Annotated in this window: 11 protein-coding genes; 4 read left to right on the top strand and 7 right to left on the bottom strand. The window is 65.8% G+C overall.

Translation table 11 applies throughout. The features are described from left to right. Positions 1-26: 26 nt before the first annotated feature. Both AC3G88_RS11070 and AC3G88_RS11065 read left to right on the top strand, forming a co-directional pair. The gene (locus tag AC3G88_RS11070; RefSeq protein WP_488893390.1) at positions 27-1,100 is read left to right on the top strand and encodes an NAD(P)-dependent alcohol dehydrogenase; all 1,074 of its coding nucleotides are present in this window, start codon (positions 27-29) and stop codon (positions 1,098-1,100) included. 147 nt (positions 1,101-1,247) lie between these two features. Then, positions 1,248-1,511 carry a DUF1653 domain-containing protein gene (locus AC3G88_RS11065; RefSeq protein ID WP_400397528.1) on the top strand — a complete coding sequence of 88 codons (264 nt, stop codon included), beginning with the start codon at positions 1,248-1,250 and terminating at the stop codon, positions 1,509-1,511. Between the two features lie 23 nt (positions 1,512-1,534). Here the strand turns inward: AC3G88_RS11065 and AC3G88_RS11060 are convergent, their stop codons facing one another. Beyond that, positions 1,535-3,088 (bottom strand): methyl-accepting chemotaxis protein, encoded by a 1,554-nt coding sequence (locus tag AC3G88_RS11060; protein ID WP_488772471.1) that lies wholly within the window; start codon positions 3,086-3,088, stop codon positions 1,535-1,537. A 169-nt stretch (positions 3,089-3,257) separates the two neighbouring features. On the opposite strand from AC3G88_RS11060, the gene AC3G88_RS11055 reads away from it, so the two are divergent. Together AC3G88_RS11055 and shc are read left to right on the top strand one after the other, a co-directional pair. Continuing rightward, positions 3,258-3,845 (top strand): TetR/AcrR family transcriptional regulator, encoded by a 588-nt coding sequence (locus tag AC3G88_RS11055; protein WP_488772472.1) that lies wholly within the window; start codon positions 3,258-3,260, stop codon positions 3,843-3,845. Then, the gene (shc, locus tag AC3G88_RS11050) at positions 3,842-5,821 is read left to right on the top strand and encodes a squalene--hopene cyclase (protein WP_488772473.1); all 1,980 of its coding nucleotides are present in this window, start codon (positions 3,842-3,844) and stop codon (positions 5,819-5,821) included. The genes AC3G88_RS11055 and shc overlap by 4 nt, the downstream gene beginning before the upstream one ends. 85 nt (positions 5,822-5,906) lie before the next feature. On the opposite strand, the gene dbpA is transcribed toward shc, so the two are convergent. The 6 genes from dbpA to AC3G88_RS11020 all read right to left on the bottom strand — a co-directional run bounded on the left by dbpA (position 5,907) and on the right by AC3G88_RS11020 (position 12,501). After that, positions 5,907-7,310 carry an ATP-dependent RNA helicase DbpA gene (gene dbpA, locus AC3G88_RS11045; RefSeq protein ID WP_488772474.1) on the bottom strand — a complete coding sequence of 468 codons (1,404 nt, stop codon included), beginning with the start codon at positions 7,308-7,310 and terminating at the stop codon, positions 5,907-5,909. Positions 7,311-7,474: 164 nt separating this feature from the next. After that, positions 7,475-8,791, bottom strand: coding sequence for an oxalate/formate MFS antiporter (gene oxlT, locus AC3G88_RS11040; RefSeq protein ID WP_488893389.1), 1,317 nt, complete (start codon positions 8,789-8,791; stop codon positions 7,475-7,477). Positions 8,792-9,593: 802 nt separating this feature from the next. Next, positions 9,594-10,403, bottom strand: a complete 810-nt coding sequence (locus AC3G88_RS11035) for an alpha/beta fold hydrolase (protein ID WP_488772476.1) — start codon at positions 10,401-10,403, stop codon at positions 9,594-9,596. A 28-nt stretch (positions 10,404-10,431) separates the two neighbouring features. Beyond that, complete coding sequence (locus tag AC3G88_RS11030; protein ID WP_488772477.1) at positions 10,432-10,602, bottom strand: hypothetical protein; 171 nt, start codon at positions 10,600-10,602, stop codon at positions 10,432-10,434. Positions 10,603-10,780: 178 nt separating this feature from the next. Next, entirely contained in the window at positions 10,781-12,103 is a 1,323-nt protein-coding gene (locus AC3G88_RS11025) for a type II toxin-antitoxin system HipA family toxin (RefSeq protein WP_488772478.1), read from the bottom strand. Further along, positions 12,103-12,501, bottom strand: coding sequence for a helix-turn-helix domain-containing protein (locus AC3G88_RS11020; RefSeq protein WP_488772479.1), 399 nt, complete (start codon positions 12,499-12,501; stop codon positions 12,103-12,105). Before AC3G88_RS11020 ends, AC3G88_RS11025 begins: the two co-directional genes overlap by 1 nt. Between the last annotated feature and the right edge of the window lie 287 nt (positions 12,502-12,788).

The following is a 12,788-nucleotide window of genomic DNA, read 5'->3' as shown; positions in this document are numbered from 1 at the left end:
CCGCCGAAGTCTTCAGGAGCCAAACCATGCCCACCATGCGTGCTGCCGTCTTTCAAGGTCCCGGCAAGATCACCCTTCAGGAAAAGCCCATCCCCAGCGTCGGTCCCGGCGATGCCTTGATCCGTATCACCACCACCACGATCTGCGGCACCGACGTTCACATCCTCAAAGGCGAATACCCGGTGCAGCCGGGCCTGACCATTGGACACGAGCCGGTCGGCGTGATCGAGAAGCTGGGCAGCAACGTCACCGGCTATCAGGAAGGCCAGCGCGTGATTGCGGGTGCGATTTGTCCGAGCTTTTACTCGTACGCCTGCCAGGACGGCTGCGCGTCGCAGGACGGCCAGTCGCACGGCCATGGCTACAAGCCGATGGGTGGCTGGCGCTTTGGCAACACCATCGACGGCACGCAGGCCGAATACGTGCTGGTGCCCGATGCCCAGGCCAACCTGGCACCGATTCCCGACGGGCTGACCGACGAGCAGGTGCTGATGTGTCCGGACATCATGTCCACCGGATTTGCAGGGGCCGAACAGGCCAATATCAAGATTGGCGATATCGTGGCGGTCTTCGCGCAGGGGCCGATTGGCCTGTGCGCCACGGCCGGCGCGCGGCTGCGTGGGGCATCGAAAATCATCGTCGTCGATGGCATTGACGAGCGCCTGGCGATCGCCCGCCAGATGGGCGCCGACGAAGTCGTCAATTTCCGCAAGACCGATGTCGTCGATGAAATCCTGCGGCTGACTGGCGGCCGGGGCGTCGATGCCGCCATCGAGGCCCTGGGCACGCAGGCCACCTTCGAGGCGGCGCTGCGGGTGCTGAAGCCCGGTGGCACGCTGTCCAGCCTGGGCGTCTATTCCACCGACCTGCGCATCCCGCTGGGCCCGTTCGCCGCCGGCCTGGGCGACCACAAGATCATCACGTCGCTGTGCCCGGGCGGCAAGGAACGCATGCGCCGCCTGATGAACGTGATCGAGACCCAGCGGGTGAACCTGGCGCCGCTGGTCACGCACCACTACAAGCTGGCCGATATCGAATCGGCCTATGACCTCTTTGCCAACCAGCGCGACGGGGTGCTGAAGGTGGCCATCACGCCGTGATGCCGTCCGGGGCGCCGCGGAGAAGCGCCGGCCCTGCCCGGAGTAGAATGCCGGCCCCGCCTGGGCCAGCACCGGGCCAGGCCGACCCAACCGGAATTCCTCATGCAAGACACGGACATCGACGCCATCCGCCAGGCTTTTGCGCTGGTGGGTGAATTCGGCGAAGGCAAGACGCCGCGCTACCAGGTCACCAGCGAGGCCGACGCGCTGAAGCTGGCCACGCACCGGCACTACAAGGGCGGCCTGTACCGGCGCATCTTTGAAGCCAGGCACTCGGAAAACGACGAAATCCTGACGGTCTACGTGCATATCTGGCCGCACAACACGTCGCCGTGGGTGCGGCCGGCGGAGATGTTCCACGGGCGGCTGGACGATGAGCGCGTGCGTTTTGCCCCGCTGACCGAGGCCTGAGCGGGGCGCGGAGGCCCCCCGACTCACACCACGGCCGGCACCTGGAACGACGACACCGACGCCTTCAGCACATCGGCCTGCTCTTCCAGCGCCTTGGCCGCCGCGGCGGCCTCTTCCACCAGCGCGGCGTTCTGCTGCGTCATCTGGTCCATCTGCGTGACGGCCTTGCCCACCTGCTCGATGCCGGCGCTCTGCTCGCGCGACGCCGTGCTGATCTCGCCCATGATCGACGTCACGCGGCCCACCGCCTGCACCAGGTCGTGCATCGTGGTGCCGGCCTTGTCCACCTGCTGCGTGCCGGCTTCCACCTGGCTCACGGTGTCGTTGATCAGCTGGACGATTTCCTTGGCGGCCGTTGCCGACCGTTGCGCCAGTTCGCGCACCTCGCCGGCCACCACGGCAAAGCCACGGCCCTGCTCGCCCGCGCGGGCCGCTTCCACGGCGGCGTTCAGGGCCAGGATGTTGGTCTGGAACGCGATGCCTTCGATCACCGCCGTAATTTCGCCAATCTTGCGCGACGCATGCTGGATGCCGCTCATCGTGGCCACCACGTTGCGCATGTCTTCGCCGCCGCGCGACGCGGTTTCCGAAGCGGCCGCGGCCAGCTGGTTGGCCTGTTGGGCGTTCTCGGCGTTCTGCCGCACGATGGCCGTCAGCTGTTCCATGCTGGCGGCAGTTTCTTCCAGCGCGCTGGCCTGCTGCTCGGTGCGCTGCGACAGATCCAGGTTGCCCGCCGCGATCTGGCGCGTGGCCGTGGCAATCGCATCGCTGCCGCCACGCATGGTCTGGATGGCATCGATCAGGCCCGACTGCATCTGGCGCAGGCCCTGGGTCAGGTCGCCCATCTCGTCCTGGCTGGTCACGCGAATGCGTTCGGTCAGGTCGCCGTGGGAAATCCGGCCAAAGCTTTCCAGCATGCGTACCAGCGGCTCCGAAATGGCACGGCGCAGGCCAATGGCGCAAAGCAGCGCGCCGACGATGCCGATCGCGATCGCGCCGGTGACCATCCACAGGAATCGCTGCGAGCGCGCCGTGGCCTTGTCGTACAGCGTCTGCGCCTGGTCGCTCTGGTTGCGTTCGAGCGCATTCACGGCGGCGGTCAGTTCCACGAACATCGGCGGGATCTTCGCCATGACCTGCTGATCGATGGCGGCCGCGTCGTGGGCGCGCAGTGCGGCGATCAGCGGCTCCACGCCTTCCTTGAAGAAATTGCCACGCAGGGCTTCAACCTTGTCGGACAGCGCCTTCTCGTCGGCGGACTTGGCCAGCGCCTGGTAGGCGCTCCACGCCTTCTCGGATTTCTCGCGGTAGGCCACCGCCTTGTCGATGGTGGTCGGCACATCGGCGGCGTCGGGATGGAAAACCGCGCGATCGAGCGTGGTCCGCACCACGGCGGCATTCAGCTGCGATGCCGCCACAAGGCGCGTTGACGCCAACTGGTTGGTGTAGATCTCGTGGATATCGGCGATGGACGCGCGCATCCCGAAGACACCGATGGTGCCGATCAGGGTCAGCAGTGCTGCCAGCACGGCCAGCGCCGCGTTGAGGCGGAATCGAATCGAAAGTTGACTTGGCATGGCAATACAGAAACAGGAGTCGATGCTGCAGCGCACTAACGGCCCCGAATCCCGCGACTGAAGGCACGTCCGCTCATGTAGACAAATGTAGACATGGCGACACCCAAAAAGCGGCGTAGGCGCCGCATCGGTTTGCAAACAATCCGGCCGGATGGTATCTTCCGGCGCCATGAGTGAAGCCCACCGCCGCCCCAAGCAGCCCCAGCTGATTCGCGATCGACTGATCGCCGCCACCATCGACCTGCTGGTCGAGGAAGGCATCGGCGCGGTGACGCTCAATGCCGTGGCGGCCCGCGCCGGTGTCTCCAAGGGCGGGCTGCAGCATCACTTCTCCAGCAAGCAGGAACTGCTGCAGGCGCTGTCCAGCGAGGTGCTTGACCATTTCAAGCGCCAGGTGACCACGGTGGCAGAATCCGACGCCGAGCCGCACGGCCGCAACACGCGCGCCTACCTGCGGGCATCGGCCGATGGCTTTGTCGAAGCGGGCGAACGCGAACTCTGGAAGGCCGCCATGATGCTCGTCATGGCCCGCCCGGAATTCCGCATGCCCTACCAGGAATGGGAAGCCGCGTCGCTGCAGCGTGACGCGGCCCAGTGCGAAGACGCCACGCGCCTGCTGCTGTGCCGGCTGGCCGCCGACGGCCTCTGGCTGGCCGACCTGCTCGGCCATCGCACCATTGATCCCGCCCAACGCGCGGCGCTGGTTGGCCATCTCGAACAGCTGACCCAGCCCTGCACGGAACCAGAACAAGCATGACTCCACAAGATATTCCGGCATCCGATATCGATGCCGTCCTGGCACGTGCGCGCGACGCGCTGCTGGACAAGCAGCACCCCGACGGCCACTGGTGTTTCGAACTCGAATCCGATGCCACGATCACGGCCGAGTACATCCTGATGATGCATTTTGTCGACGAGATCGACACGGCGTTGCAAGCCCGCATGGCGAAGTATCTGCGCGCGCTGCAGCGGCTGGACCGGCACGGCGCCTGGGACCTGTACTACGGCGGCGATCTCGATGTGTCGTGCAGCGTCAAGGCGTACTTCGCGCTGAAGGCTGCCGGCGATTCGCCCGACGCCCCGCACATGGTGCGCGCCCGCGACGCCATCCTGGCGCGCGGTGGCGCGGCCCGGTCGAACGTGTTCACGCGCATCCTGCTGGCCACGTTTGGCGAAGTGCCCTGGCGCGCCACGCCGTTCATGCCGGTGGAGTTCGTGCTGTTCCCGCGCTGGGCCCCGATCCATATGGACAAGGTGGCCTACTGGGCCCGCACGACCATGGTGCCGCTGCTGGTGCTGTGCTCGATGCGCGCGCAGGCGAAGAACCCGCTCGGCATCCGCGTGCAGGAACTGTTCGTGACGCCGCCCGAGCAGGAGACCGAGTACTTCCCGCGCAAGCCCGGCCTGCAGGGCCTGTTCCTGAAGCTCGACCGCGTGGTACGTCACATGGAGCCGCTGATCCCGCGCGCGCTGCGCCGCAAGGCCATCCAGCGCGCCGTGCAGTGGAGCGAGGCGCGGATGAACGGCGAGGACGGCTTCGGCGGCATCTTCCCGCCGATGGTCTACGCCTACGAAATGATGGTGCTGATGGGCTACGCCAAGGACCATCCGATGCGCCGCGACTGCATGGACGCGCTGAAGAAGCTGATCGTCCACCGCGACGACGGCATCTCGTATTGCCAGCCCTGCCTGTCGCCGGTGTGGGATACCGCCTGGAGCCTGATGGCGCTGGAGCAGGCACCGGCCACCGAGCAATCGAAGGCCGCCATCGCGCGCGGCTACGACTGGCTGACCGAACGGCAGGTGCTGGATCTGGTGGGCGACTGGCAGCACAACGCCGCGCCGGCCACGCCGCCGGGCGGCTGGGCGTTCCAGTACGAGAACCCTTACTACCCGGACATCGACGATACCGCCGTGGTGCTGGCCATGCTGCACGCCCACGGCAAGCGCACCGGCCAGGCCGAACGCTTCCGGCCGCACGTGGAGCGCGCGCTGGACTGGTCAATCGGGCTGCAGTCGAAGAACGGCGGCTTTGGCGCGTTCGACGCCAACTGCGACCGCGACTACCTGAACGCGATTCCATTCGCCGATCATGGCGCCCTGCTCGACCCGCCCACCGAAGACGTGTCCGGCCGCATGCTGCTGGCCATGGGTGTGACCAACCGCCCGCAGGACGCCAGCGCGCGTGAACGCTGCATCGGATATCTGCGCCAGACGCAGCAGGCCGACGGCAGCTGGTGGGGCCGCTGGGGCACCAACTATATCTATGGCACGTGGAGCGTGCTGGCCGGCCTGGCGCTGGCGGGCGTGGACCGCAAGCTGCCGATGATGCGCCGCGCGGTGGACTGGCTGCGCGGCAAGCAGAACGCCGACGGTGGCTGGGGCGAGACCAACGACAGCTATCTGCACCCCGAACTGGCAGGCACGCACGACGCGGGCAGCACCGCCGAGCATACGGCGTGGGCGCTGCTGGGCCAGCTGGCGCTGGGCGAGCACGAATCGGATTCGGTCAGGCGCGGCGTGGCCTGGCTGGTGGACGCGCAGGGCCAGGACGGCTTCTGGACGCATCCTTATCACAATGCCCCCGGTTTCCCACGCATCTTCCACCTGAAGTACCACGGCTATACCGCGTACTTTCCGCTGTGGGCGCTGGGACGCTACCGCCGGCTGACCGCGAGCCGGCAGTCCACGGCCAGACAGGTTGCAGCGGTGCCGGAGCAGGAACTGGCTTGAGGTTCATGAAGAAGGGGCGCCGAGGCGCCCCTTCTGCGTCTGGCCGGCCTGTTCCGGCCGCGACCGGCATGGCTACGGCAATGGCTTAGCGCTGCCCGGTGGTCAGCATCCTGACCTTCACCTTGCGGCCCTTGACCTTGCCCTCGTTGAGCCGCTTCACCGCCTCGCGGCCGATGGCGCGGTCCACGGCGATGTAGGTGGACATCTCCATCACGCTGATCTTGCCGACCTGCTCCTTCGTGAAGCCGGCCTCGCCGGTCAGCGCGCCCAGGATATCGCCGGCCCGGATCTTCTCCTTGCGGCCGCCCAGCATCTGCAGCGTGACCATGGGCGGCAGCAGCCGCCCGCCGCCTGCGGGCGTCAGTTCGGACAGCGGGTGCCACTCGAACTCGCCGCCCTGATGCTGTTCGATATTGCCCACGCGGCCCATTTCGTCCAGGCTGACCAGGCTGAATGCCATGCCTGCCTCGCCGGCACGCCCGGTACGGCCCACGCGGTGCACGTGCACCTCGGGGTCCGGCGTGACGTCCACGTTGATCACGGCTTCCAGTTGCGCGATGTCGAGCCCGCGTGCGGCCACGTCAGTGGCCACCAGCACCGAGCAGCTCCGGTTGGCAAACTGCACCAGCACCTGATCGCGCTCGCGCTGGTCCAGATCGCCATGCAGCTCGAGCGCGGCGAAACCCTGGGCGTGTAGCAAATCGGCCAGATCGCGGCAACGCGCCTTCGTATTGCAGAACGCAAGCGTGGTCGCCGGGCGGAAATGGTCGAGCAACAGGCCAACGGCGTTAAGCCGCTCGCTGTTTTCCACTTCGTAAAACCGCTGCGTGATGGTGCCGGCGTCGTGCGACTCCGCTACCTTCACGGTCTTCGGCTGGCGCAGAAAGCGATGGGCGAGCTTGTCGATGGCGTCCGGATACGTGGCCGAGAACAGCAGCGTCTGCCGGTTCTTCGGCGCGTGGCTGGCGATGAACGCGATGTCGTCATGAAAGCCCATGTCGAGCATGCGATCGGCTTCATCGAGCACCAGCGTGTTGATCGTGTCGAGGTTCAGGCTGCCGCGATCAAGGTGGTCGATGATCCGGCCCGGCGTGCCGACAATCACGTGGGCGCCGTGCACCAGGCTTTCCACCTGCGGCCGGATCGGCGATCCCCCGCAGAGCGTCAGCACCTTGACGTTGTCCTCGGCGCGGGCCAGGCGACGGATTTCCTGGGTAACCTGGTCGGCCAGTTCGCGCGTGGGGCAAAGCACCAGCGCCTGTACGTCGAAGGAACGCGGGTCCAGCCGGTGCAGCAGGGCAAGCCCGAAAGCGGCGGTCTTGCCGCTTCCGGTACGCGCCTGGGCGATCAGGTCGTGGCCAGCCAGCGCGAGCGGCAGGCTGGCAGCCTGGATCGGCGTCATGGCGTCGTAGCCAAGCTGGGCAAGCGTAGCCTGCATGGCCGCGGACAGCGGCAGCGTGGCAAATGGGGTAGGGGCTGAAGAAGTCATGCCGGATTATAGATGCATGGCGGGCCGATGCCGCCCTGTCCGGCCCTGTCGCGCCCTGTCCCGCCCTGTCGCGCCCTGTCCCGCCCTGTCGAGCCCTGTCCCCTGCCTTCGCCGTGCCATCGGGAAGACGCCGGCCGCGGCGCCTTCCCGGCCTGAACGTTACGTCAGGCTGGCACCTGCGTCCCGCCCCGCTCGCCGGCAAAGGCCCGTTTCGATGCCGCCACATGGTTCGCGAACACCGGCCTCAGCACCGTGAACGCCAGGCACGCGGCCAGCAGATCCATGGTGGCCACGGTATAGAGCACCGTCGACCACGTGCCGGTGGCCTCCATCATCAGGTTGCCGATCGGCACGAACAGCGCGCCAATGCCCTTGGCCGTATAGAGCACGCCGTAGATCTTGCCGATGTGCTTGGTGCCGAACGCGTCGCCGGCCAGCGCCGAGAACAGCGAGTAGACCTCCCCCCACGCCAGGAACACCACGCCCGACAGGATCAGGAACGCGTACGGATTGCTGCCGAAGTAGCCGAGCGCGATGATCCCGATCCCTTCCAGCGAGAACGCGATCACCATCGTCTTCTCCCGGCCGATGTTGTCCGAGATCCAGCCGAACAGCGGCCGCGAAATGCCGTTCATCACGCGGTCCAGCATCAGCGCCAGCGGCAGCGCGGCCATCGTGAAGAAGTACAGGTCCACCTTGAACTCCTTGACGCCCAGATCCTTGGCGATCACGCCCAGCTGCGCCACGGCCATCATGCCGCCGGTGACCACCAGCACGAACATCACCAGCATCAGCCAGAACAGCCTGGTGGCCAGCGCCTCGCGCAGCGTGTAGTCGCGCGTGGACTGGTAGATCTTGCTCGATGCCTTCACCTCGCTGGCCTGCGGCGCGCGCAGGAACCAGGCGGCCATGAACGCCAGCGCGCCCTGCAGGATGCCGAAGAACATGAACGTGTGCTGGAAGCCCTGCGATTCGATCATTGCGGCGATGGGCAGGATGGTGGCCGCCGAACCGGCACCGTAGCCGCCGGCCGTCAGGCCCACGGCCAGCCCGCGACGGTCCGGGAACCACTTGATCGCGTTGTTGATGCAGGTGGCGTAGATCGAACCCACACCCAGCCCGCCCACGGCGGCGCCCACGTAGAAGCCCATCAGCGTGGTGGCCTGCGAATTGATCACCCAGGCAAACCCGATGAATAGTGCGCCAAACGCCACCATCAGGCGCGGCCCGAATTTATCGATGAAATACCCCTCGATCGGTGCCAGCCAGGTCTGTACCAGCACGAAAATCGTAAAGGCAATCTGGATATTGGCGCGAGACCAGCCAAAGGTGTCCTGGATTTCCGGCACGAATAGCGTCCAGGCGTACTGGATATTCGCCGTAGCGATCATGCAGACGACGCCTACCAGCAACTGGAACCAGCGTTTGCTGTCGGAAACCTGTGGATTGGGGCGAAGGGCCCCGGTCGGTGCGTGAGTCATTGCGCGCTCCCTGTTGTCGTGGTGTGGTCTGCAATGTATGGGAATGCGGTTCGATACACGGGCATCGTGCGCCCGAACCGTAAAATGGTCGCCTGCATTTGCGAGTCTCCTGTGTCTTCGTTCTTGTTGTTTTGGTCGTCCGGTTTCGCGTGTGAAACCCATTTGCGCAGGACCGCCATTGCTCGAACCACGAGTTGGTACCGAATGCGCGACAGAACCCTTGTCCAGCCTTGGTTTCCAGGTAATTCATCGACTGGCTATTCGTTTTGCATCTGAAATCTCCTCGATATCAAAAAACCCCGAATGAATGACAGGTTTGTAATGTTCGGTGGCTATCCCGCATTACAAAGATGTAATGTTCGACGTAATGTTCGCGTAATGCGCCACGCGACAGATACAAGGTATGTGATATACCAACATAGTCAAGCGAAAGCGGGGAGAGGGTTTTCACCACCCCTGAATCATTATTCATTACCGGGACCCATGAAAAATCCGCTATTAATCATTGCAATGCATTCATGGCCGGAAAATTGACAAAAAAAAGCCCGCAGGCTAGCACAGGCGGGCGGAGGCGTGATGCGTGACACCAGTTCGCAACACGTAGGCTCTATTTATAGGTGATCTTTTAACGTCTATTTGTCATTCAAGGGTTTTCTCTTAATCGCGGAGCATTACAATTTTGTCAGAATAACCGGCGCGCCTTGAAAATGCGGTCGTCCGCGGGATTCCGCCCCGCCTATTGGGATAATCCCGCCGCCCTGCGTGCTGCCCGGCGCGGCCCACGCGCCAGATCAGACCCGTATCAGTTCTGCGCCTTCACCGTCTGCACGGCATCCAGGATGACTTTCGCCACATCGGCAGGCCGGGATTGCTGCGGCACGTGGCTGGTCGGAAGCGTGGTCACCTTGGCGCCAATGCGCCTGGCCATCGCACGTTCCAGATCGGGCGGGATCATGCGGTCGTTGGCGCTGACGATGTACCACGACGGCCGGCTGGACCACGCCGCGACACTCGTTTTTTCTCCAAACGCCTTTGCCTGGATAGGGCCCTGGGTCGCGGCCATCACGCGGGCCTGGGCGGTGGGCACGTCCTGCGCGAAATCGCTGGCCACCGCTTGCGGGGGCAGCGACAGGTATCCGTCCTTGTCGGCCACCAGCTTGGCGATACCCGGCGCGGGCGGGAATGCCTTGCCGGCTTCCTCGGTCGACTGGCCCGCTTCCGGCGCGAAGGCGGCGACGTAGACCAGCGCCGACACCTTGTCGTTGGCGCCCGCCTCCGTAATCACCGTGCCGCCCCACGAATGCCCCACCAGCACCACCTTGCCCGGCTGATTGTCGATGGCGCGGCGCGTGGCCGCCACGTCGCCAGCCAGCGATTCCAGACCGTTCTGCACGGCCTGCACCTTCACGCCCCTGGCCTGCAGCAGCGGAATGACGCGGGCCCAGTCCGAGCCATCGGCAAAGGCACCGTGCACGATGACCACCGACGGTTGCTTGTCAGCGGCCTCGGCCGCAGCCGGTGCGGCATGCGCCGCCGTGGCGGCGGCCAGGCCGATGGTGGCCATGGCCAGCGATACGATGGTTCGGTTGTGCGTCAGCTTGCGATTCCACATTGCGATTTCTCCGATTATTCCGGCAAGACTAGTTCTGGAAGTCCGGTACAGGCCGCGCCGGCAGCGCAATCACCAGCGCCACGCAGGCCGTGGCGGTGGCAATGACTGCGGCCGCCAGCGTCAACCCCTGGAGCGCACCAGGTGGCAATGACCAGAACACTGTCCTCGTCAGCTGCAACGCGATGTTGATTTTCGACATGGGAGGCTCCAGCCGGACCGATGGTTGGCGGCGCACCATGCGCAATCGCCATGGAGCCTATTGGAAGGGTTGGACGTATCGCGTCCGTGTGGCGCAGGCGGCCGTTGCGTGTGTCGACGTATCGGCCCGCCGTCGTGATACACAACGGTACAAATCGCCGCCCGGAAGCAGCCGATGCTCAGAGGCGCCGCGCCTGCGCCCGTAGCCCCTCGAACACGCGCTCGGCCACGTCGGGCGGAAACGTCGCCGGCAATTCGGCTGTCGTGGCGTCGATAGCGGGCTCGACGGCCGCCTTGAGCTCCATCAGGATGGCCTCGACCACATCGGCGGGCATGCCCACCAGCCGCCCCTGCTCCAGCCAGTGCCGGCGCATGATTTGCCCAATGCGATAGTGGTTCTGCGTGCCGCGCACGGCCATGGCCAGGCGGGCCTTCTGCGGCGCCAGCTGGTTTGCGCCGCCGCCCATGATCGGGAATGCCGACAGCACGTCGTACAGCGGTGTCGACCAGTAGCGGCCGCCCGGCCCGATCGACAGGCTGAAGTTCTTGGCATGCCCGTCCGTCGCCGCCAGCAGCCAGAACAGGATCTGCGTCTTGAAGAAATTACGACGATCATGGGCCGGGGTTTCGGACGCCGCCAGCACGGCCATGATGTCCGCGATGCCTGGGCCGCCGTCGGCCTGATACTTCGACAGCGGCGACAGGCCCAGCGCCTGGCAAAAGTCCTCCTGCGGCAGGCGGATGATCCAGCTGCCGTCGGGCGCCAGCCGCCGGTCGAAGCGTTCCACCACCAGCACCTTCTGGTCCTCGAACGTTTCGATGGTGCAATCGGCGATGGGCAGGCCAAAGTGGCTCACCATCCGGGCGCACAGCCATTCGTTTTCCACCGAGGTGCGCATGTCCGCGCGCATGTTGCCCACCAGTCCCAGCGGCAGCTTGAGGATATGGGTGGTGGGGGTGCTGCCGTGCGGCAGCAGCCATTGCCCGCCGTGATGCAGCAGCGCGGTCTTTTCCTGCGCGCCGGCAATCGACAGTCGCAAGTCGCCTTCGTCGTCGTGCTGGCCAAGCGGCGCACTGCGCGTGGCATCGCGCAGCAGACGCGCGATGCCCGACGCATCCAGCGGCGTGCCCTCGATGGTGCGCAGCCCTTCGGGCTCGGCGCCTTCCGGCAGCAGTTGCAGCGCGCCGACGCAGTCACGCCCCAGCGCGGCCAGCAGGTCGAATGGCCCGGTGCCCTGGGTGCGATGGCGCTGCGCCAGGCGGCGGCGGATGGCATCGCTGTCGGGCAGCAGGTTGTCGAAGTAGTCGGTGACCACGCCACCGCGATACGGGGCGGCATCGGAGCGGAATGGCAGCGAGAGAGACAGGGGACGCCCCTGGGGACTCTCCATCCAGTCGGCATCGTAGGCAAACGACTCACCGTCGGTGCCCCGTTCCCACGTACCCGTCAGCCAGCCATTCATCCAGACGCCAAGCCGGCGCCGGAGCGCACGCCGGCCCATTACCAGTCCTCTCCCGGGCCCTGGTCGGGCTTGGCCGGGCGGCGGGCGACCGTGCCGGCAGCCCGCGACCTTGCCTGGGCAGTGCCGGGTTTTCGAGGCTTGCCGGCCTTGTCAGCCTTGCCGCGCCGGGCACCCCGGGCGCCGGCCGCATCCGTGGCATCCGTGGCCACTGCCGCGCCGCGCGGTGCCAGTACCAGATCGACTTCCAGCGCCTGCAGCACCGCCAGCACGCGCGCCATGCTGGCGCGCCCGGGATTGGCTTCCAGCCGGGCATAGCTTTGCTGGCTCACACCGAGGCGCGCCGCCACATCGGCCTGGGTCAGGCCGCGCGACCGGCGAAACCCCTGCAATACCGGATTCAGCTGGGTCAGGATTCGGATGGGATATTGGTTGGCCATGGGGGCTGCGCGAACGCGTCGGGATTCAGGCTGACAACGTAAAGGTTGTAAAGCCGTTTTACTACGTAGAGGTTGTATTTTCAAGTTACAACGGATAGGTTGTAAAGGCGATTTACAACGTAAAGGTTGTATCCGGTGCGTATCAGGGCGCGTCGGGTGCGTCGGGTACATGCCCAGGTGCGTCTTGGGGTGCGCCTGCGGTCGCCTCGTGCGGGGCGCCGTGCTACAGTCCGCCCCGAAGGCCCCAGCCCGGGCCGCAACACGATCCGCGCACGTCCGATCCTGCC

The sequence above is a fragment of the Cupriavidus sp. 86D6 genome (assembly GCF_057815095.1).
The sequence above is the reverse complement of the archived record's forward strand: the minus strand, read 5'-3'. Positions and strand labels throughout refer to the sequence as shown.

Coding starts and splice junctions, on each gene's coding strand:
- AC3G88_RS11070 (WP_488893390.1), top strand. CDS start 27: ATGCCCACCATGCGTGCTGCCGTCTTTCAAGGTCCCGGCAAGATCACC.
- AC3G88_RS11060 (WP_488772471.1), bottom strand. CDS start 3,088: ATGCCAAGTCAACTTTCGATTCGATTCCGCCTCAACGCGGCGCTGGCC.
- AC3G88_RS11055 (WP_488772472.1), top strand. CDS start 3,258: ATGAGTGAAGCCCACCGCCGCCCCAAGCAGCCCCAGCTGATTCGCGAT.
- shc (WP_488772473.1), top strand. CDS start 3,842: ATGACTCCACAAGATATTCCGGCATCCGATATCGATGCCGTCCTGGCA.
- dbpA (WP_488772474.1), bottom strand. CDS start 7,310: ATGACTTCTTCAGCCCCTACCCCATTTGCCACGCTGCCGCTGTCCGCG.
- oxlT (WP_488893389.1), bottom strand. CDS start 8,791: ATGACTCACGCACCGACCGGGGCCCTTCGCCCCAATCCACAGGTTTCC.
- AC3G88_RS11035 (WP_488772476.1), bottom strand. CDS start 10,403: ATGTGGAATCGCAAGCTGACGCACAACCGAACCATCGTATCGCTGGCC.
- AC3G88_RS11030 (WP_488772477.1), bottom strand. CDS start 10,602: ATGTCGAAAATCAACATCGCGTTGCAGCTGACGAGGACAGTGTTCTGG.
- AC3G88_RS11025 (WP_488772478.1), bottom strand. CDS start 12,103: ATGGGCCGGCGTGCGCTCCGGCGCCGGCTTGGCGTCTGGATGAATGGC.
- AC3G88_RS11020 (WP_488772479.1), bottom strand. CDS start 12,501: ATGGCCAACCAATATCCCATCCGAATCCTGACCCAGCTGAATCCGGTA.